This window comes from Mesorhizobium sp. B2-4-2 (genome assembly GCF_006442845.1).
Classification (GTDB): Bacteria; Pseudomonadota; Alphaproteobacteria; order Rhizobiales; family Rhizobiaceae; genus Mesorhizobium.
The window spans coordinates 615,414-634,066 of the sequence record NZ_VFVM01000003.1 but is presented as its reverse complement, the minus strand read 5'-3'; the positions used below and the strand labels follow the sequence as shown (position 1 = coordinate 634,066).

At 63.0% G+C, this 18,653-nt stretch carries 17 protein-coding genes; 9 read left to right on the top strand and 8 right to left on the bottom strand.

Annotation, left to right across the window (positions count from 1 at the left end; all coding sequences use genetic code 11):
* The first annotated feature begins 1 nt into the window (after position 1).
* From FJ942_RS09945 to FJ942_RS09930, 4 genes are all read left to right on the top strand, one after another.
* On the top strand, positions 2-2,197 hold the full coding sequence (locus FJ942_RS09945) for a hydantoinase B/oxoprolinase family protein (RefSeq protein WP_140497213.1): 2,196 nt from the start codon (positions 2-4) through the stop codon (positions 2,195-2,197).
* 5 nt (positions 2,198-2,202) lie between these two features.
* Positions 2,203-2,709, top strand: coding sequence for an acetone carboxylase subunit gamma (locus FJ942_RS09940; protein ID WP_140497211.1), 507 nt, complete (start codon positions 2,203-2,205; stop codon positions 2,707-2,709).
* Positions 2,710-2,833: 124 nt separating this feature from the next.
* Entirely contained in the window at positions 2,834-3,661 is an 828-nt protein-coding gene (locus FJ942_RS09935; RefSeq protein ID WP_140512906.1) for an SDR family NAD(P)-dependent oxidoreductase, read from the top strand.
* A gap of 256 nt (positions 3,662-3,917) precedes the next feature.
* A complete protein-coding gene (locus FJ942_RS09930; protein ID WP_140897590.1) occupies positions 3,918-5,219 on the top strand; it encodes an O-antigen ligase in 1,302 nt (433 codons plus the stop codon).
* A gap of 222 nt (positions 5,220-5,441) precedes the next feature.
* Here FJ942_RS09930 and FJ942_RS09925 read toward each other — a convergent pair whose 3' ends face one another.
* Both FJ942_RS09925 and FJ942_RS09920 read right to left on the bottom strand, forming a co-directional pair.
* On the bottom strand, positions 5,442-6,707 hold the full coding sequence (locus FJ942_RS09925; protein WP_181167418.1) for a polysaccharide biosynthesis/export family protein: 1,266 nt from the start codon (positions 6,705-6,707) through the stop codon (positions 5,442-5,444).
* Positions 6,708-6,817: 110 nt separating this feature from the next.
* Positions 6,818-7,495 carry a sugar transferase gene (locus FJ942_RS09920; RefSeq protein ID WP_140497203.1) on the bottom strand — a complete coding sequence of 226 codons (678 nt, stop codon included), beginning with the start codon at positions 7,493-7,495 and terminating at the stop codon, positions 6,818-6,820.
* 600 nt (positions 7,496-8,095) lie between these two features.
* Here FJ942_RS09920 and FJ942_RS09915 point away from each other — a divergent pair.
* A complete protein-coding gene (locus FJ942_RS09915) occupies positions 8,096-8,371 on the top strand; it encodes an exopolysaccharide production repressor exox (RefSeq protein WP_140624900.1) in 276 nt (91 codons plus the stop codon).
* 17 nt (positions 8,372-8,388) lie between these two features.
* Here FJ942_RS09915 and FJ942_RS09910 read toward each other — a convergent pair whose 3' ends face one another.
* The 6 genes from FJ942_RS09910 to FJ942_RS09885 form a co-directional block, all read right to left on the bottom strand.
* The gene (locus FJ942_RS09910) at positions 8,389-10,233 is read right to left on the bottom strand and encodes an ABC transporter ATP-binding protein (RefSeq protein WP_140897588.1); all 1,845 of its coding nucleotides are present in this window, start codon (positions 10,231-10,233) and stop codon (positions 8,389-8,391) included.
* Positions 10,234-10,239: 6 nt separating this feature from the next.
* Positions 10,240-11,211, bottom strand: a complete 972-nt coding sequence (locus FJ942_RS09905) for a serine kinase (RefSeq protein ID WP_140897586.1) — start codon at positions 11,209-11,211, stop codon at positions 10,240-10,242.
* Positions 11,208-13,115, bottom strand: a complete 1,908-nt coding sequence (locus FJ942_RS09900; protein WP_140556881.1) for a lasso peptide isopeptide bond-forming cyclase — start codon at positions 13,113-13,115, stop codon at positions 11,208-11,210. The genes FJ942_RS09905 and FJ942_RS09900 overlap by 4 nt, the downstream gene beginning before the upstream one ends.
* Before the next feature lie 3 nt (positions 13,116-13,118).
* Positions 13,119-13,493: a lasso peptide biosynthesis B2 protein gene (locus FJ942_RS09895; protein ID WP_224618327.1), complete on the bottom strand. Its 375-nt coding sequence runs from the start codon at positions 13,491-13,493 to the stop codon at positions 13,119-13,121.
* A 118-nt stretch (positions 13,494-13,611) separates the two neighbouring features.
* On the bottom strand, positions 13,612-13,911 hold the full coding sequence (locus FJ942_RS09890; RefSeq protein WP_140497191.1) for a PqqD family protein: 300 nt from the start codon (positions 13,909-13,911) through the stop codon (positions 13,612-13,614).
* Positions 13,912-14,077: 166 nt separating this feature from the next.
* Positions 14,078-14,230, bottom strand: coding sequence for a lasso peptide (locus FJ942_RS09885; RefSeq protein WP_140497189.1), 153 nt, complete (start codon positions 14,228-14,230; stop codon positions 14,078-14,080).
* A gap of 522 nt (positions 14,231-14,752) precedes the next feature.
* Here FJ942_RS09885 and FJ942_RS09880 point away from each other — a divergent pair.
* The 4 genes from FJ942_RS09880 to FJ942_RS09865 all read left to right on the top strand — a co-directional run bounded on the left by FJ942_RS09880 (position 14,753) and on the right by FJ942_RS09865 (position 18,610).
* Positions 14,753-15,880, top strand: coding sequence for a nucleotidyltransferase family protein (locus FJ942_RS09880; RefSeq protein ID WP_140897584.1), 1,128 nt, complete (start codon positions 14,753-14,755; stop codon positions 15,878-15,880).
* A 70-nt stretch (positions 15,881-15,950) separates the two neighbouring features.
* Positions 15,951-16,973, top strand: a complete 1,023-nt coding sequence (locus FJ942_RS09875) for a glycosyltransferase (protein ID WP_140897581.1) — start codon at positions 15,951-15,953, stop codon at positions 16,971-16,973.
* A 223-nt stretch (positions 16,974-17,196) separates the two neighbouring features.
* Positions 17,197-17,598, top strand: coding sequence for a hypothetical protein (locus tag FJ942_RS09870; protein ID WP_140497183.1), 402 nt, complete (start codon positions 17,197-17,199; stop codon positions 17,596-17,598).
* Between the two features lie 136 nt (positions 17,599-17,734).
* Positions 17,735-18,610: a family 16 glycosylhydrolase gene (locus FJ942_RS09865; RefSeq protein ID WP_246679736.1), complete on the top strand. Its 876-nt coding sequence runs from the start codon at positions 17,735-17,737 to the stop codon at positions 18,608-18,610.
* Positions 18,611-18,653: the final 43 nt, after the last annotated feature.

Sequence of the window (18,653 nt, the reverse complement as noted above, 5' to 3'; positions counted from 1 at the left end):
CATGCTGGACAAACCCGCCTCCGCCCTGCGCCTCCGCGAGCGGCTGATCGAATCCGAACGGCTCATGGACGAGACCGGCTGCTATGACGGCATTACCGATCTCGAACTGCGCAACCAGGATCCGCTGAAATTCGAGACGCTGCACACCAAGCTGCGCGCCTACTGCGTCTCGGCGCGCGAGATGGCGCGTCGCATCTCGGCTTCGCCCGGCGTGCGCGAGGTCGGCGAGATGGTCGTCGCCATCTACACGCCCGAGGGCGACGCGATCGCGCTCTCCAACGGCATCATGGTGCATGTGCACACGATGAGCCGCTTCATCAAATGGATGATCAGACAAGGCTACGAGGAAAATCCCCGCATCGTCGACGGCGACATCTTCGCCAACAACGACGCCTTCATCGGCACGGTGCAGGTGCCCGACGTGATGGACGTGGTGCCGATCTTCCACTCGGGCAAGCTCGTCGGCTGGGCCGGCGCCGTCTGCCATGAGCTGGAGGCCGGCGGCATCACGCCGGGCGGCGACGTGGCGCTGGCCCAGGAGCGCTTCACCGAAGGCCTGTTCGTCTGTGCCGAAAAAGTCGGCCAGAACGACGAACTGCGGCGCGACTACGTGATCCGCTGCGAGCGCAATCTGCGCATGCCCATCTACTGGGTGCTGGACGAGAAGGCCAAGGTCGCCTCCTGCATCGACATGCGCGAAAGCGTCAAGGCGCTGATCGACGAGATCGGCCTCGACTACTGGATGAAGGTGTCCAAGGAATTCATCGAGGAGGGCCGCCGCGCGCAACTCGCCCGCACGCGGCAACTGACCGTTCCCGGCATCTATCGGGGGCATACTTTTTACGGTCACGTCACCAAGGGCAAGCCGGGCTACCAGCCGCTCGGCGACCCCGACTGGCTCTACAACATTCCGATCGAAATGGAGATCACCACGGGCGGCAAGATCATCATGGATTTCGAGGGCACGCAGCCCTGGGGCTATCATTCCATGAACTGCACGCCGGCCGGCATGGATGGCGGCATGTTCGTGACGCTGACCCAGCACATGAATTTCGAAGGCCTGGTCAATGACGGCGCCTGGATGGCGACGGAGCTGAAGCTGCCGCATGGCACCTGGACCAATCCCGACAATGAGATGGTGGCCACCGCCACGTCCTGGGCGCTGCTCTTGCCGGCTTATGGCGTCTTCCAGCGGCTCCTGTCGAGATCATTCATCGCCCGCGGCTTCGTCGAGGAGGCCTTCGTCGGCCAGGTCAACAGCCCGATGATCGAGATGGGGGGAACCAGCCAGTACGGCACGCTGTTCGGCATGGCGCATTTCGAATGCGCGGCCGCCGGTTCCGGCGCGCTTGCCATCAAGGATGGGCTGGACACCGCCTATGTCGGCTGGAATCCTGAATCCGACATGGGCAACATCGAGATCTGGGAACAGAACATGCCGATGGTCTATATCGGCCGTTCAATCGTTGCCAATTCCGGGGGCGCCGGCAAATATCGCGGCGGCTGCGCCTTCCTGTCGACCTGGCTGGTCAGCAAGACCGACCATCTCCGGCTGGTCACCTCGGAACACTCCTCGCGCGTCTTCGACAATGGCGGGCTCTGCGGCGGCTATCCGGCGCCGACCTGCCAAAAACACCGTGCGGTGCGCGACAGCAACATCTTCGAGCTTGCACAAAAGGGCGCGCCGCTGGCGCACCATACCGGCACCAATCCTTATCGTTCCGAACTCGAGGTCCGGCTCGAAGGCCAGCACGTGACGATGGAAGGGCCCTATATCACCGCACCCCACAAAACCGGCGACGTGTTCACCCATTCCTACAATGGCGGGGGCGGCTATGGCGACGTGCTGGAGCGCGACCCGCTCAAGACAGCATCGGACGTCGAGAACGGCTATCTCACCAGGGAAGCTGCCGAAAATGTCTTCGGGATCGTGCTTGACGAGGACGAGGACGGCTATCCCGTCGCCAATCTCGAAGCCACCAAGCGCCACCGCGCCGAGATGCGGTCGCGCCGGCTCGCTCGGGCCAGGCCGGTCTCGGAGTGGATGGCCAAGGAGCGCGAGCGGGTGAAGGCGGTCGATTTCGCGCCCGAGGTGAAGAAGATGTATGCCAGCGCCATCAAGCTCTCGCCGCGCTTCACCAGGGATTTTTCAACCTTCTGGGATGTCGACGCCAAATCGACCTTCGGCGTGGAGTAGGGACCATGACCTCATACAGCAAGGAAGTCATCGCCGATCTGGTCGCGGGCACGCTGCCCTGGCCGCAGACGCGCCGCGTCATGAGCGCCTACAAGGACGACGACCGGTTCTTCAAATATGTTTCGGTTTTGCAGGACCGTGTCGGCTGGAGCGATCCGATACTGCTCCCTGTTGGCGACCACCTCTTCATCTGCCAGAGCGGCGATGAGCGGGTAACCCGTTGCGAATGCGGCCATTCCTTCGGCGACTACCGCAAGAACTGGAAGCTGAAGGCTTCGATCATCGTGCGCGACAGCGAGGAGGCGCTGCGCGAGATCTATCCCAACAGCGACCTGCCGGATCCCGAATGGATGGAAATCCGCGAGTTCATCTGTCCGCAATGCGGCACGCTGCACGAGGTCGAGGCCGCGGCGCCGGGTTATCCCATCGTCCATGATTTCGAACCCGACCTGGAAGGTTTCTACCGCGACTGGCTGGGCAAGCCGCTCGAGCCGATGGACAAGGGAAGCTGATGCCAAGGACACAAGTTTCGTCACCGGCTTCGAAACGGGCTTCGATCGAGGTTATGTTGGCCTATGAAGTTCAAATCCTCTCGGGACTGATGGACCGTCCCGTGCCGCGCGGAGGCCATGCCCGATGACAAACCTTTCCGGCCGCGGCGCAATCGTCACCGGTGGCTTCTCCGGAATGGGCCTGGCGATTGCCACGGCATTGGCGCAGGCCGGCGCCAATGTCGCTGTCGGTTCCTATGTCGCACCTGGCGGCGTGGAGAGATCCGACGCCGCCTACTATCCCGGCGCTGACGAGATAGAGCGCGTGCGTTCGGCTCTCGGCGCGCATGGAACGAGGATTTACGCCGCCCATCTTGACGTGCGCGACAGCGACGTCACGAACCGTTTCGCGGCCGACGCCGAGGCGGCGGTGGGTCCTGTCGACATCCTGGTCAACGCCGCCGGCACCACGGCCGAGCAGCCGGTCTGCGGCCATTCCGACGCGCTGTGGGACAAGATCGTCGACACCAATCTCACCGGCGCCTTCCGCGCCACCCGCGCTGTGCTGCCCGGCATGATCGAGCGCGGCTGGGGCCGCATCGTCAACATCGGCTCGACCGCCGCCTCGGTCGGCTGGAAGGACAATCCCGCTTACTGCGCCTCCAAGGCCGGTCTCCTCGGCCTCACCCGTTGCGTGGCGCTCGAAGGGGCGGCGCATGGCGTCACCTGCGTCATGATCAGCCCGACCTGGGTCGAGACCGAACTGATGCGCCGCAACGTGGCGCAGGTCGTCGAGCGCGAGGGCAAGGGCCGCACGGCCGAGGACGCGATGGCCGAGATCGCCAGGGGCAACCCGCAGCAGCGCATCCTCCAGCCGCAGGAGATCGCGGCGCTGGCCGTGTTCCTCTGCTCTGATATGGCCAAGGGCATCACCATGGAAAACATACAGGTCACCGGCGGAGCACTTTGGTAGCGCGCACGGCTGGTTGCGGCCTCGATGGAGAGGCCGGCAATGGAAAGAGAAGTCCGATCCCGTCCGGGCGGCTGTCCCGGACCTGATCTCTCGGCGCTCGCCTGGCTGTAAGACAAGGTGACCGCATTTGCCATTGAGCGCGCGGCGCGATAGGTTATATTGCACTGCACAATGGAGATGCCGTCGATTGCACCCTTCTTACGGAGATGCCTGCCGATTACGCGGCGGTCCGGGGTAGGCTCGGCGAGAACCTGAGATGAAGATTCCAAAGTCCTTGCTGGTCGATCCCGAGAGGAACTCGGTCTACGGCAGTTTTGCCGTTGCCGTCTCGGTCTGGGCATTCTCCTACTCCGTCATATTCGGCCAGGTGCTGATCCTGGCCTACTATGCGGTGTGGCTGCCCCTCATCATGGTCGACTACAGGCGGTTCCTGCGGCATCTGTCCAGCGCCTGGCTGCCATTGTCGTTCGCGGCCTATGTATGCTTCTCCGTCTTCTGGTCGGACGCTCCCGGCATCTCCGCGAGAACGGCCGTCCAGTATTTCTCCCACATCGCCTGCGCCTATGTCGCGGCGCGCGCCGTCAGTGTGCGGACCCTGACGATAGGCGCCCTGGTCGGCATATTCGTCGTCCTGCTCTACTCTCTCAAGGTCGGGGCCTATTCCGAGGACGTCCTCGACGGCACCTATAATTTCGTCGGCGCTTTCGCCTCCAAGAACCAGATCGGCTTCGTCGCCTCGCTCGGCATCTATTTCAGCGTCGTTTTCATCGCCTTCCTCAGGCATGGCCGGCTGAGCCTGTTCTTGACGGTGCCGGTGGTGCTTTTGTCGGCCTATCTGCTGGTCATCTCGCATTCGGCCACCTCGATGGCCTCGACACCGGCGGTGCTGGCGCTGGTGATGCTGCTTGCCATGAGCAAGGTGCTGTCGCGACGCTACCGCCGGGTGATCTTCCTAGTCGGCACAGGCATGCTGGTCGTCGCTATCCTTGTGGCGCTGAATCTCGGCCTCATGGACTTCGTCCTCGGCCTGTTCGGCAAGGATTCGACGCTCACCGGGCGCACCTATCTGTGGGAGCAGGGCTGGAACGCCGCGCAGAGGGCGCCCATGCTCGGCGTCGGCTATGCCGCGTACTGGGTCCAGGGTTTTGCCGAGGCCGAGCGCCTGTGGAACGAGTTCTACATCACCACCCGCACCGGCTTCCACTTCCACAATACCTACATCGAAGCCCTTGTCGAACTCGGCTTCGTCGGGGCGACGCTGGTTTCGCTGGTCATCCTGCGCACGCTCTACGGCCATGTCTCGGCGGTCGCGTTCGGAACATGGCGGGCGGATTCGGTCGTTCTGGCCGGCGTCATGGTGCTGCTCCTGATCCGCTCCTTCGTCGAGGTCGAGATCCTCAACCCCTACATCATGGGGTCCTTCCTGATGTATTTCAGCTTCTTCAAGCTGGCGCGACTGCCCGTTGCCCGTCCTCGCCTGTCTGCGGCAAGGATCGAAGAGGCAAATGCCGCCAGAGGCTGGAGCGGCCCCGAGCCTGGCACGGACGCCGCTCGATGAATACCGATCGGTTTCCCGTTTGGGATTGGGTCAAAGCAGGCGATAGAGCGGCTGGCGATTCCCTCAAACGCCGCCCCGCTCCAGCAATTTCAGGAAAGTGTGTACGGCTTCCCCGGGAAACGCGCAGCGCTTTCCGTCCGGAATTGCGCAAAAACAAAGGGATAGAGCAGCTCACCGTTTTCGTGAACGGTGAGCTGCTCTTATCTCCGGCCGTTCGACCACTTACTGGCTGGGCATTGGCGCCAGCTTGACCTTGATCACATCGCCCGGCAACACGGGGGTGTCTTCCTTGACCGCAATCTCGCTCGTCTTGCCGTCGGCAGCGCGCAGCAGTGAATAGATCAGGGTGGGCTCTTCGTTGGTTGCGCTGGCGGCCACGGTGGCGGGATCGGTGGCCTGGGCCATCAATCCTTTCTGCATGTTGACCCTCAGCGCGGCCTCGTTCAGGTCGGCTTCGGTCTGCTGCCGATCGGCGGCGAGGCTCGAGCTCAGCGTGTTCTGGGCATCGATGGCATCCTGCGTTGCCTTGCTGATCGCTTGCTTGGCGGTGAGGATGGCCGTTTCGTAGTCCAGGATCTTGCCCTGAAGGTCGGTGACGGACTGTTGCGAATCCAGCAGTCTTGCGTTGGCGACCAGGCCTTTCTGGGCCAGCGGACCGATGCTGGTGAGTTGCTGCTGCGCCAGGTCGACCTGCTTCTGCTGGTTGACGATCTTCTTCTGCAGCGATTCGATCTCGGCCTGCAGAACCCCTTTCAGATCGCTGAGCGCCTCGAGCTTCAGCTTCAGCGCCTTCTGGTCAGCCGTGAGGATCGTCATCTCGTCCGCGACGATGGCCTGCAGTCTCGGGTCGCCCTCGACCTCCTTCGGCACGTCGAAGCTCGACTTGCCCGCAAGGTCGGCATCGATGCGCGCGCGCTTGACGATCAGTCGAACGCGCTGATCGTCATATATGTCGAAATTGCCTTTGGCGGTGACCAGGTCCTTGCCGAGCTGCGGGCCGTAGTCGGCGCTTCGCCGGATGCCGCCCGCGATGCTGACCGCCTTCAGCACCGTAAGATCGGGCACATAGGGGAATTGGCCGGGGTTCTGCACCTCGCCCGAAATATAGAACGGCCGGAACTGCGCCATTTCGACCGATGCCTCGGGCCGGTCCGACAAAGCGAGCTTGTGCTGCAGCGCCTCGCCGATCGCCGCCGCGACTTCGGCCGTTGTCTTGCCGGATGCCGGCAGCTCGCCGACGAAAGGCACCGACAGCATTCCGGCCGGCCCGACCGTGTATACGCCATTCACCGCCGACCAGTCGCGGAACGTGCCTTCGACGGTCTGCCACTCCGCGATACGGATGGTGAGCTTGTCTTGCGATCCGAGATGGTACTCGTCGGCAATGGCGATCCGAGGCAGGGCGAGCGACAGGGCCAGGCAGCTGGCCACGAGCCGCAAACGCCGCGAGCGGCCCGAATGCGGGCCGCTGCAAAAAACTTCGAACATGTCTATCTTCAACTGAATGTTCCGATCCGCTTTGGCCCCACCAGCCCGATGAGCCTGCGCCCGATGCCTGCCGGGAGAAATCTCCCGCGTGCGATCCGGTTCGCGACCGCTCAGTAGCAGCCGCGCGACATCCAGACAGCCGGAACTGTCTTGATGATGATGCGAATATCCTCAAAAAGTGACCAATTCTCGACATAGTGGCGATCGAACGCGACGCGGCTGTCATAGGAGACGTCGTTGCGGCCGCTGACCTGCCACAGGCCGGTCAGGCCGGGGCGGGACTTCAGGTAATACACGGCGGCGCTGCCATAGATCTCCAGTTCGTCACGCACGACCGGGCGAGGTCCGACAAGGCTCATGTCGCCCTGAAGGATGTTGATGACCTGCGGCAACTCATCGAGACTGAGTTTCCTCAGGACCGCGCCGACCCGGGTGACGCGCGGATCGTTCTTCAGCTTGCGGGTGGCTATCCATTCCGCCTTGGCTTCCGGATTGGCCGCCAGATAGGCAGCCAGCACCCTTTCGCCGTCCGGCACCATGGTGCGGAACTTGAGACAAGGGAAAACCCGTCCGCCACGCCCGATTCGCCGGTGACCGTAAAAAATCGATCCGCCATCGGAGAATTTGACGAGCAGCGCTATCATCACGAACAGCGGGCTGAGAGCGATCAGGGCGGCCAGTGAACCGGCAATATCGAAACTGCGCTTGATAAGGCCGCCGATCGGCGGTGGAAAATCGACGCCAGCCTGCGAAAACTCCGCTGTGGCCGACTTGGCAACATCCCTCATGCCAAAACTCCATGCGTTGACCGGATGGTTTACGGCACGATATCAAAAAAATGTTGCAGCGCAACACACAATTTCCCACACCTTTGAAATAGTCACGTCATGAATTGACTAAATAATAAGCGCGCCCTGCACAAATTTCGGAATATTTAGCACATTTAAGACAATAAATGGGCATAGCGGGAAAAATAGAGGCGCTTTTGGGGCAACTTCTAGGCGGGGCGTTCTTTATGCCCCTGAGTGGAGCTCGTTGGTGCTTTAGCGTGGCATGATATTCGATCGTATTCACATAAAATACTATTCAATATTGTAGATTCTACTGAAAAACACCAAAGAGCCGAAGTTGCGCGTAATCCCGTCGTGTGCGTTGCAGCATGAGCGAGTCGAGCGCAAAAGCTCACCTAAAAATAAATGCAGTTGCCCTTGCGGCCTTTTGCTCGCCTTAATAGAATTGCAAATTATACCTGTCAAAGTGGCGACAGGTTGAAAGGCCGGAAGCAACCGGCCGGGAGCGGGCGACTTAACAAGCCCGCATGACAAGGGACGACGCTCGGGTGGGGCAACGATTGGAATATACCCGGGCCGGTTTGTGGGCTGTTGGGTATGTCGCTTCCAAAATTCATCGTTGGGATGATTTTCGCTCTTGCGATCGTCGTTGGCTGGTCATGGCTGGGCGGCGCTTCAATAGGCACGACGCTGCTGCGCGTCATCATTTGTGCCGTGGTCATCCAGGCGGGCTACTTCGTGCTCGTCTATGCCATGATCGTCAAAAGCGCGCCGACGCCGGCCGACAGGACACGCGAGGCCGAAAGAAAGCTGGGTTCGGCCGAGGTGGCCGAGGGTGAAAAGCTGGGCGGCGCCGGGCGAAGCCTTCACTGACCCAGACCAGGCTGGCCTCAGGCCACGTCGGCGGGTTCGGACTCAGATTGTTCGCCCGAAAGCATCCGGGACAACCGGCTTCCTGCTTTCGCCTTCAGCCGCCGATATTGCCCGACCTCGACGACACGGCCGTTTTCCATCGCGACCACCCAGTCGGCGAACGCGATCATCGATGGCCGGTGCGCGATGGTCAGGATCGTCATCGAGCCGCGCAGCCCGTCGATCGATTGCGCGATCAGCGACTGGTTTTGCCAGTCGAGCGCGCTGGTCGCCTCATCGAGGATGAGCAGCGACGGCTTGCGCAGCAAGGCGCGCGCCAGCGCGATCCGCTGGCGTTCGCCGCCCGACAACCGCACGCCGCGGTCGCCGACCACCGTTTCGAGCTTGAGGTCGAGCCGTTCGACGAATTCGGCCGCATGGGCCGATCGCAATGCGGCCCACAGTTCATCGTCGCTTGCTTGCTGTGCGGCCAGGCGTAGGTTCGCCGCGATCGTGTCGTGCAGGAGAAACACGTCCTGCGGCACGTAGGCGACCTGGTCGCGCCAGCCCCGGCGATTGGCGGCGTCGATCTCGACGCCATCGACGAGGATCGTGCCGGCTGTCGGCTCGAGCAGGCCGAGCAGCATGTCGGCGATCGTGCTCTTGCCTGATCCCGAAGGGCCGATAAGGGCGGTGACCTTGCCGGCCGGAAGGCCGAAGGTGATGTCGCTCACCACCGTCTTGGCGGCGCCGTCCTCGTAGGCGAAGGAGACGCCGCGAACATTCAGTCCGAAATCGAGCGACAGCTTTCGAGCGTCCTGGATCCCGGCATGGCCAGGTTCCCGCTCGGCGTCGAAACGCATCTGCAGACTACGCATCGCGGCATAGGCGGGCAGGTTGATCAGGACCTGCTGCGCCTGCGTCTGCATGTCCATGAAGCGCGGCGCGATGCGCATGAAGACCAGTAGCAGCACCACGATCTCGGCCAGTGAGAGGTCGAAGCGAACCAGCGCAACATAGATGAACAGGCTCAAGCCGATCACGCTCGCCACCTGGAACAGGGCGGTGCCGGTCGAACTGTTGCGCACATAGGCGATGTTGTCGGCCTTCATTCTTTCAAGTGTCGCCTGCAACTGCGCGAAATAGGTCGCCTCGATGTTCAGGCTCTTGGCCACCTTGATGCCGCCGAGGAATTCCGAGACCGTCCGGTATTGATCCTGGCGGTTGGTGGTCAGGACCTGGCCAAAGGCGGTGGCCCGCGACCGGAATGGCCGCAGCGCGAAGAACATCAGCATGCCGATGACCACGGCGAACAGCGTCATGACCGGCGAAATGAACATGGAGATCACGAGATAGCCGGCCAGAAGCACGGCGATCTGCACCAGCATCAGCAGCGAGAAGGCCGCGCCCTGGACGCGGTCTATGTCCCCGGTCAGCGCATGGTCGAGGTCGGAGCCGCGCATGCGCGTGAAGACGCCCCATCGTGCCTTGCCGATGCTTTCGAACAGGTTCATGCGCAGGCGGTTGATGAAATCGAAGAGAAGACTGGCCATGTAGACCGACTTGAAGCGGTTGAAGGCGGCCTGCAGCGCGACCAGCGCCACCAGCATGCACAGCATCGTGGTCAGCTTCAGCGTGCCGTCCGGCACCAGCCAACGCATGAAATCATTGTCGGGCAGCTTGATCGCGAAGTCCTGGCCGGAGCGTCCGACCAGCTGCAACAGCGGAACCAGCAACAGGATGGAGATGCCTTCGGTCAGGCTGCCCATGATCAGGAAGAGCAGTGCCGTCCAGGTCCGCCGCCCGCCTATCTGGGCGATAACGGCGCCGAACCCGGCGATTTCCCGAAACAATGACGGGCGAAGGAGCGATGATTTCGACATCTCCTGCTACCCCTGTCCTGCCATCAAGTCATGCTCGACGAGGCTCACGACCTCGCCGATTCTGTCGAAGCCCGTCGGCACTTCGAGCCTGCACACGCCGACGCGATCGGCGAGCCGCGCGCAATGCCCGAGATGCGCCGCCGCGAAATCGCCGACCAGGGCGGCGCGGCCGAAGCGCGTGACATATGAAAATCTGATCACGGCCGGCAAAGCGGCGATGCCAGGCATGGGCGAGATCTCAGCCTTTCGGCCGCGCTCGAGAATGTAGATGCGGGTCGCCGGAACCCTGTCGCGCGAAAAGGCACTCTGCAAGCGGTGCTGGGCCTTGTTGATGGCCGGATGCACCTGCGGCCGCACTTGTGCCCCTTCAAGCGAAATCGCGGCAGCGGCGTCGGCCGCCAGCTTGATCTGGGGAAAACCCGGCACGATCATCGGCTCGTCCGGATGGCTGAGATCGAGCGCCACGACGTCATCGGTAAGCAGTTCGTGTCCGGCACGGATCATGGCGCTTGCCGTCGTCGATTTTCCGGCGCCCTTGTCGCCCATGAAGATGGCGCTTTTGCCGGCAATCGCGACGGCGCTGGCATGCAGCACGAGCAGGCCCCGCTGGTGCAGGATGAGCGCCATCACCGGTCCCAGCAGCGGGAACGCGATCAGTGCGTCGTCGATGCCGGGCGCCGGCTCGACCTCGATGCGGCAGGCGTCGCTGATCAGGAACGCACCTACGGCGTGCCATGCCAGATATTGCCGATCCGGTTCGAAGCGGAAAATGGTCGCGGCCTCGGGCGAAGGCTTCGGCATATCGATCGCGCCGACACTGATCACGATATCCGCCGCTGCGGGTTCGGCCGGCTCCAGTTCTGGCAATGTCACCTCGGAAGCGATGGTCAGGCCGTAGGCCCGATAAAAACGGCGCTGTCCGCGCGGCCAGCCTTGCGCGCGCGGGCGGAGGGCCAGCGGCTCGTTCAACGGCGTCATGCGGCACTCCCGGCGCGCTGCACCTGCCGCAGCCACAGCGACAGCGACGCCGAGCGCCAGACATACTGGACATCGAGCGGCGCCGGCCGGTCGGGCCGACTGAGCAGCCGGGCATAGGCAGCCTTCACGGCCGGCAGGTTTATGTAGGGTTCGATGCGGCCGGCGTCCGGGCCGAGCACCTGTTCCAGGAGGTCGCGGTGGTTGCGCAGCATGCCGTTGACGAGATTGCCGGTGAAATCGATCTTGTCGCGCCGCCACTGGACCGCCGCCGGCAGCACGTCTTGCATGGCGCGGCGCAGCACGTAGCGGCCAAAACCGCGGCTGAGCTTCTCCTCGCCCGGCAATGCCAGGCAGAACTCGACCAGCGGCTTGTCCCAGAAGGGATAACGAGGTTCGACGCCGAAATTGGCGGCCGCCTTGTCGAGGACTTCGAAAGCATGCGGCACATAGCCGTTGGAAAGAATCCAGCGGTGGGTCAGCGCCTCGCTGGCGCTGACGTCGGGCGGCTTGTAGCCGGCTCGGTGAACCCGCTCGATGAGCTCGGTGCGGCCGGCAAGATCGGCATTGATCAGGTCGCGCCAGCTTCCGCCCTGGGCCGGCTTTCGCAGCCTGTGCAGGAGCCGGTTCGCGGCGTGCCTGAGCCTGGCCACGCGCCAGGCAGGCCCGTAGATGGTCAGGAACTGGAAATACATGCCGAGCATGCCGTCGCCATAGGTGTTGGAAGCGCTGCGGATCTCGCGCCACAGCTCCAGCCACTTGCCTGCGTTGGCAAGCTCGTGCAGATGGCCGTGCCCCTGCGATACGACTTCGTCCCCGCCATGGCCGTCGAGAAGCACCTTGACGCCTTTGGCGCCCGCCGTCCTGTAGACCTCCCGGGTGAGCGTAAGGCCCGGCGCCAGGAACGTTCCTTCCTGCTCTTCCAGCACCCGTTCGAATTCCGCGAACGGCGCGTAGTTGCCGACCGGGATCAGCGTGCCGTCGACGCGCCCTTGTTCCAGCACCGCGTCTATGAAGGGGGTTTCGTCCATCGCCGAACCGCGTTCGAAAACCAGCGAAAAGGTGGGCAGCCTCGGCTTTCCCTCGGACAGGTTTTGCCGGCCCGCCACGCAGGCGATCGAAGAGGAGTCCAGGCCGCCGCTCAGCATGGCCCCGACCGCCGCGCTTCCGCGCATGCGGTTGCGCACGGACTGCGAGAAGAGGTGGGCGAATTCCTCGGCGGCGTCCGGGCGCATAGGCCGCGACGACGGCTCGATCTGCCAGTATCGCTGCAGCGTCACGCGCTGCCCCGTCACAGTGAGGCTGTGGCGCGCCGGCAGGCGGAAAATATCGGTATAAGGCGTCGCTTGCGGATCGTCTGGCAGCCCTGCCAGGAAACCCGAGATCTGATGTTCGCTGAGGCGGGCGCCGGCCCCGGTGACGCCAAGGATCGGGCCGATCTCGGAGGCAAAGACAAAGCGCTGCCCGTCCGCGTGATAGTAGAACGGTTTGACGCCGAAATGATCGCGCGCGCAAAACAGCACCTGCCGCTCGGCATCCCAGATGGCGAAGGCGAAGTCGCCTTGCAGGTGCACGGGACAGGCTTCGCCCCAGCGCAGATAGGCCCACATCAGGAGCACGGCGTCGGCAACCGATGCGTCGCGGACGCCGAGCCGTGCCGTCAGCTCGTCGCGATTGTCCAGGCGGCAATCCGCGGTGACGGCCAGTTTGCCGCCCGCCATCGTCAGCGGGCCGGGGCCGGCTTCATCGGTCGTGTTGAGCCAGGCGTGGCCGAGCGCGACAGCCTTGTCGGTCCACCACGAACTGCCGTCGCGGGCGCGATGACGCATGCGGGCCAGCATGCGCTGGATATCGGCTGCGGACTCCGGCGCCTCGTGCCCGTGCAGGATACCGGCCACGCCGCTCATCGGTCATTGACCATAGTCGACGAGAGGGACAAACCTGTCTATCGAGCCGCCAAGGACGACATGGTTGCCGCTGATCAGCCAGGCATGCGCCTTCAGCTGCCGGCCGGTGTCGCGCTCGATGCCGATGCGGATCTTCGAGGCGTTGCCCTGGCGGGCGAGAATGTACTGGCCGGCGAGCGCCTGGGTGAGGCAGCTTGCGCGCGGCACCAGGCGGGCCGCGGCGGCAACGCCCCAGGCGACACGGCGCAGTTCTCCCGTGCTGGCGCATTCACGCGCCTCCAGCCGGGTGACGATGCCGCGAAGGCGGTTGTAGGAGAACAGGGTCAGCCCCAGGCGAACGGCCGCGACCACCAGCAGGCAGCGGCAGAGGAACAGCATTTCCGGGCCACTCAGGGAGAGAGCTCGAAGCCGACGCCGCCGGTGCTTCGTCTGGTCGGGACTTTTCTCCGTCGCAGGTTCTTGCCGCAAAACCGTGACCCGCTTTTGCGGAACCTGCCTAGACAGGTTCCTCATGATGCAGCCTCGCAAGTCCGCTATCGGCCAGACCTTTCAACAGCGCGTCGACATCGGCCCTGCAGCGCTCGGCGTCGACATCATAGCGCGCGAGCACGGCCCGGCGGATTTCGGCAATTGGTTTCGGCTCCTGAATCAGCTCCCAGATGAACGTGCCTACCCCGTTGAGGCTGTAGTAGATGTTGGATTTCAGGTTGAGAAGCGCCAGGCCATTGCCGAATTCGCAGGCAACCGCTTCCTTGGTCGCACTTACGCGATCGTGGTCAGATGGGTTCCAGTTCATCCGAAAACCTCGTTTGCTACACACTGTCCGCAATGCGTGTCGACAATTCTGGCGATGAAGAAAAGCCGGGTCAGGCAATGAAGAGAGGCCGGGATTTTCACCCCGACTCCCTTTATGGTTCTTGGATTCCAGAGGCCCAACGTGTCCCTCCAGAATCAGGACAGGTTCAGGAGAACGTCAGGTCGCCAATCGGCGTGTGCGCAGGAAATGCTGCGTCGAGCGCCGTGTTGCCGCCACCGCCCTGAGTGATGGTTTCAATCGAACCATGAACCGTCAGGCTGGGCGTTTCGTACTCCTGCTTTTCAACATTCTGTTCCATTTTACACTCCATCAAGGACTGGAAACGGCCTGTCGATTGCCGGCGGCACTTTCATGCTGCGATGCAATAGCTGCATGGCAGCATTTATGAGTCAAGCCTGATTTACCGCGCATTAATCAATTATGGACTGCGCGCGCAGACACAGTCGTGAGTAACGATCTCAAGCTTTGGCCTTCATCGCCTCGAGATCCCTGCATATGGGCCTAATGCACTAGGTCAGCATAAGAAATTGATTTGCATATATAAACTTTATAAGCCCTGTCACTTCAAGGCATGGCGACAATAATGCCCTAGCACCGGGTCTCCCGGTAGGTTTGCTACGGAACGCCGAAAAGGCCACTCGTCCCCTGGGGTCCAGCAGTTCTCCTCATCGTTCGCCCGAGCCGGTTTCGATAAACGTCGGGGCCGGATTTTTGCGCTGCAAAAGGAAAAACTGGACGGCGCAAAAGTTTTTGGCGATGCTTTGCTTCGCACCTGCAGCATAGGCGTCGCGCCGATCGCTTCTGGAGAACCGTGCGCCCGATGGCCCTGACCGAACGTTCATATGAGCGACTGCGCGCCGCCGATTGCGCCAGCGAGATCGCCTATGTGCAGGCCTGTCTGCGGCTGTTCTTCGCGGCGCGATCCGGCGCCGCGCCCGGCGATGCCTCCGGCCTCTCCGTGGCCAATGTCACCGACATAGCCAGGTTGAACAAGGTCGCGACCTTTATCCTCAAGGTGCTGTCGAGCGCACCCGCGAATGGGCCGCCGGCCCAGCTCTCTCAATGGCTCGACGCCTACCGCCGGAAGACCGTTTCGATGAACGCGTCCTGCATCATGGATTCGATGGCGATCCAGGCGGCGCTGCGCGACAGGCAAATCGATTTCGTTTTCCTGAAAGGTCCCTTCCAGCAGCATCTGCTTTACGACGATCATTTCATGAAGCCTTCGGGCGATGTCGACATATTGGTGGCGCCGGCCGGGTTTTTCAGGGCGCGCGAGGCGCTCCGCTCGATCGGATACGAGATCGCCGGCAAGTCGCGCTCCGTCTGGTGGGTCCGTTTCCTCGGCGAACAGCACATGATCCGCGGCGACGGGCCGACGCAATCCACTGTCGATCTGCATTATCGGCTCCAGCAACCCGGCTCGCCCAGCCCGCGCGACGCGGATGGCTTCCTGCGGCGCAAACGGCAGGTCGAGATCACCGGCGTCGAGGTGCCGTTCACATCTGCGGCCGACACTCTGCTGTTGTCCTGCATCAGCGTCGCCAAGGCGCTTTTCAACCGGGAACCCTGCGCCGGTTACGTCTGCGACGTGCGCGCCAGCGCCGACCGCCTGGACGAAGCCGAGCAGCAGCGCCTGCTCGATGCCGCCGCGGCGCAGGGGCTGGACGACACGCTGCTGCTGGGCCTGCGCGCCGCCGACGTGCTCCTCGGCGGCGCCGACACGCTCCTTTCGCAGCGCGCCGCGCGGATGCTGTCGCGCATCGGCAATGAGGACCTGCTCAACATGGTCATCGCGCCATGGCTGTCATCCTTGCGCTGGCCGCAGCGGCGCACCGTGTTGTGGGAGTTGTGCGGTCGTGCGCCGGTCCGCTATCTGGCGGAAGCCGGCTGGGCGGCATCGGCCGACATCAGCCGCCGCATCTTCGAACGGCAGGGCAGCCCGTGACGGGAAGCCCGTCGGGCATCGGACACGTACAGGGCGAGGGCAGAATGGAACCTGTGCAAGAGGCAAATTCATGTCGATGACGGAATCAAAGGTCTGCGTGATCATCGCGGCCCGAAACGCGGCGCGAACAATCGCGGTCGCCATCGCGTCCGCGCTACGCGAACCGGAAGTGGCGGAAGTCGTCGTCGTCGACGACGCCTCCAGCGATGACACGGCCCAAGTCGCCCGCGCCGCCGATGACGGCAGCGGCCGGCTCGCGGTGATCCGGCTCGACGTCAATCGCGGCCCCTCCTTCGCCCGCAACGCCGCCATCGCCGCCTCGCAATCGCCGTTCATCGCCATTCTTGACGCCGACGACTTCTTTCTCGCGGGCAGGTTTCATAACCTCTTTGCCGGCGCGGACTGGGATTTCGCGGCCGACAACATCATGCTCATCAGGGACGACGCCTTGAGCGATGTCACCCAGATCGTCGTACCGCAGTTCGCGGCCGAGCCGGAATTCCTCGACCTTGAGCGCTTCGTCGAAGGCAACATCTCCAGGCGCAACGTGCGCAGAGGCGAACTCGGTTTCCTCAAGCCGGTGATCAGCCGCGCTTTTCTCGACAGGCACGGCTTGCGCTATGACGAGAGCTTGCGTCTGGGCGAGGATTACGAACTCTACGCGCGCGCGGTCGCCAGCGGCGCGCGCTTCAAGGTCATCCGCTCCTGCGGTTACGGCGCCATCGTGCGGGCCGATTCGCTGAGCGGCCGCCACAAGACCCAGGACCTGAAGCGTCTTGCCGACGCCGACCTGGCGCTGCTGGCTATCGACAGCCTGCCTGAGGGTTCCAAAGCGGTGCTGCGCCGCCACGAGCGCCACGTGCGCGACAAATACCGGCTGCGCAATTTCCTCGACGTCAAGGCCGAGCGGGGCCTGGCGTCGGCCGCGGCCTATGCCTTCGCAAGCCAATCCAACCTGGTTCCCATCGTCCAGGGCGTGGCGTCCGACAAGCTCGAGGCGCTGTTTCGCCGCGTCGGGTTTGCCTCCCGTCGTCAACATGTGCCGCCAATGCGTTTTCTCATGGCCGGCACCAGCACGGGCAAGCAGCCTTGAATGCGGGTATCCGGCCGCGCTCTTGCCAGCCCGTCGCGCAAACCATTTCCGGCGGATTTATGAGTTTACGAATTGGGTGGTTGCCTACGCGGCCCGGGGATGGCAGTCTATGTTGCGGTGCAGCAATTAGAATGGCCAATGAGCTGGCCTCCGATCGGACTGCCCGATATTGAACCGGTAAGGGGTCCGGCCGACGGCCGGACTACCATAGGACTTTGAACGCATGGCCTCGATATTCGGCTTCAGATCAAGGAATCCGGCCCGCGACCGCCAGACCGACATTTCGCGCCTCGACCGCCTGGCGAAGCTGTTCGAGCAGATCGCGGCCGAGATCGAGGCGGAGCGAAACGGGCTGGAGAATCGCTACAAGGCGACGGCCACCAACGCCGCCTTTTTGGTCGAGGCCATGGAGAACGGCTCGGCGTCTGCGCGCCGCTCCGCCGAGGTCGATGAATTGACGACCTCGATTCTGAATTGCGAGCGCCGCATCGCGGCGTTGTCACGCCAGAACGGCATGGTCCGGGAGCTTCGTCATTCGCTGGACATGGTTTTCGATGAGGACGGGTCGTCCGATATGACGGCCAGCCAGAGGCTCGCCAAACCGGCGGGCGCCGGCAGAGGGTGAAGGCTGAAGGGTGGATTTGGCGCGAGGCGGGAAGGCAGCTTGGGGAGGGGCTGACGAGAGAAAGGAAGCGCCGTTTGGCAACGGCTCGAATGGCTACTTTGGGTTGGGGATGCACAGCGCAAAGGTTGAGTTTCGTATGAATGCGGATCCGAGAACCACGTTCACCGTCGCAGTTCGCGGCATGTCGTCAACGCGCCAGGCCAGGCAAGCCCGCCCCGGCGGTTCCGCCGGACGCAGGGCTGCCCTGGTCGCGCTGGCCGCTCTCGCTGGCCTGTTCGCCGGGCCGGCGCCGTCCTGGTCGCAGGATCTGAAGTCGGCGCCCTCATTCGTCGATGATTTCACCAGCTTCAACCGCCAGCGCTGGTATGTCTCCGATGGCTGGACGAATGGCGGCCATCAGAATTGTACCTGGGCGAAGGGGCAGGTCAGCCTGGCGGACGGCGTGCTGTCGCTGGGTTTCGAGAAGCAGAAGACGAAGGACCGCGACTACGCTTGCGGCGAAATCCAGACCAAGCAGCGCTTCGGCTACGGCACCTACGAGGCGCGCATGAAGACCGACACCGGTCCCGGCCTCAACGCGGCTTTCTTCTCCTATATCGGCCCGTCGGACAAGCAGCCCTGGGACGAGATCGACTTCGAGATCCTGACCAAGGACACGTCCAAGGTGCAGGTCAATGCCTACATCGCCGGCAAGGGCAAGAACGAGAAGCTGGTCGACGTGCCGGGCGGCACGGAAAAGGCCTTCAACGACTACGCCTTCGTCTGGCAGAAGGACAGTTTGCGCTGGTACGTCAACGGCCAACTGGTGAACACCATCACCGATCCGGCAAAGCTGCCCAGCCATGCTCAGAAGATCTTCTTCAGCCTCTGGGGCAGCGATACGATGACCGGATGGTTGGGCGCATTCGCCGATCCCGGACGCAAGCTTTCGCTGCAAATCGAGCGCGTCGCCTTCACCGCGCAGGGCGAACCCTGCCAGTTTCCGGAATCGCTGGCATGCAGCGTAAAGTAGAACCTATTGGAAAAGTCGATTTGAAACGGTTGGGCCGACCACG

What these genes read in the sequence shown, in the direction of transcription:
- FJ942_RS09895 (WP_224618327.1), bottom strand. Translation starts at nt 13,493, where the DNA reads ATGCTGTTCCTCTGCCGCTGCCTGCTGGTGGTCGCGGCCGTTCGCCTG.
- FJ942_RS09940 (WP_140497211.1), top strand. Translation starts at nt 2,203, where the DNA reads ATGACCTCATACAGCAAGGAAGTCATCGCCGATCTGGTCGCGGGCACG.
- FJ942_RS09905 (WP_140897586.1), bottom strand. Translation starts at nt 11,211, where the DNA reads ATGACGCCGTTGAACGAGCCGCTGGCCCTCCGCCCGCGCGCGCAAGGC.
- FJ942_RS09885 (WP_140497189.1), bottom strand. Translation starts at nt 14,230, where the DNA reads ATGGAACAGAATGTTGAAAAGCAGGAGTACGAAACGCCCAGCCTGACG.
- FJ942_RS09925 (WP_181167418.1), bottom strand. Translation starts at nt 6,707, where the DNA reads ATGTTCGAAGTTTTTTGCAGCGGCCCGCATTCGGGCCGCTCGCGGCGT.
- FJ942_RS09910 (WP_140897588.1), bottom strand. Translation starts at nt 10,233, where the DNA reads ATGTCGAAATCATCGCTCCTTCGCCCGTCATTGTTTCGGGAAATCGCC.
- FJ942_RS09930 (WP_140897590.1), top strand. Translation starts at nt 3,918, where the DNA reads ATGAAGATTCCAAAGTCCTTGCTGGTCGATCCCGAGAGGAACTCGGTC.
- FJ942_RS09920 (WP_140497203.1), bottom strand. Translation starts at nt 7,495, where the DNA reads ATGAGGGATGTTGCCAAGTCGGCCACAGCGGAGTTTTCGCAGGCTGGC.
- FJ942_RS09900 (WP_140556881.1), bottom strand. Translation starts at nt 13,115, where the DNA reads ATGAGCGGCGTGGCCGGTATCCTGCACGGGCACGAGGCGCCGGAGTCC.
- FJ942_RS09870 (WP_140497183.1), top strand. Translation starts at nt 17,197, where the DNA reads ATGGCCTCGATATTCGGCTTCAGATCAAGGAATCCGGCCCGCGACCGC.
- FJ942_RS09945 (WP_140497213.1), top strand. Translation starts at nt 2, where the DNA reads ATGCTGGACAAACCCGCCTCCGCCCTGCGCCTCCGCGAGCGGCTGATC.
- FJ942_RS09875 (WP_140897581.1), top strand. Translation starts at nt 15,951, where the DNA reads ATGTCGATGACGGAATCAAAGGTCTGCGTGATCATCGCGGCCCGAAAC.
- FJ942_RS09935 (WP_140512906.1), top strand. Translation starts at nt 2,834, where the DNA reads ATGACAAACCTTTCCGGCCGCGGCGCAATCGTCACCGGTGGCTTCTCC.
- FJ942_RS09865 (WP_246679736.1), top strand. Translation starts at nt 17,735, where the DNA reads ATGAATGCGGATCCGAGAACCACGTTCACCGTCGCAGTTCGCGGCATG.
- FJ942_RS09880 (WP_140897584.1), top strand. Translation starts at nt 14,753, where the DNA reads ATGGCCCTGACCGAACGTTCATATGAGCGACTGCGCGCCGCCGATTGC.
- FJ942_RS09915 (WP_140624900.1), top strand. Translation starts at nt 8,096, where the DNA reads ATGTCGCTTCCAAAATTCATCGTTGGGATGATTTTCGCTCTTGCGATC.
- FJ942_RS09890 (WP_140497191.1), bottom strand. Translation starts at nt 13,911, where the DNA reads ATGAACTGGAACCCATCTGACCACGATCGCGTAAGTGCGACCAAGGAA.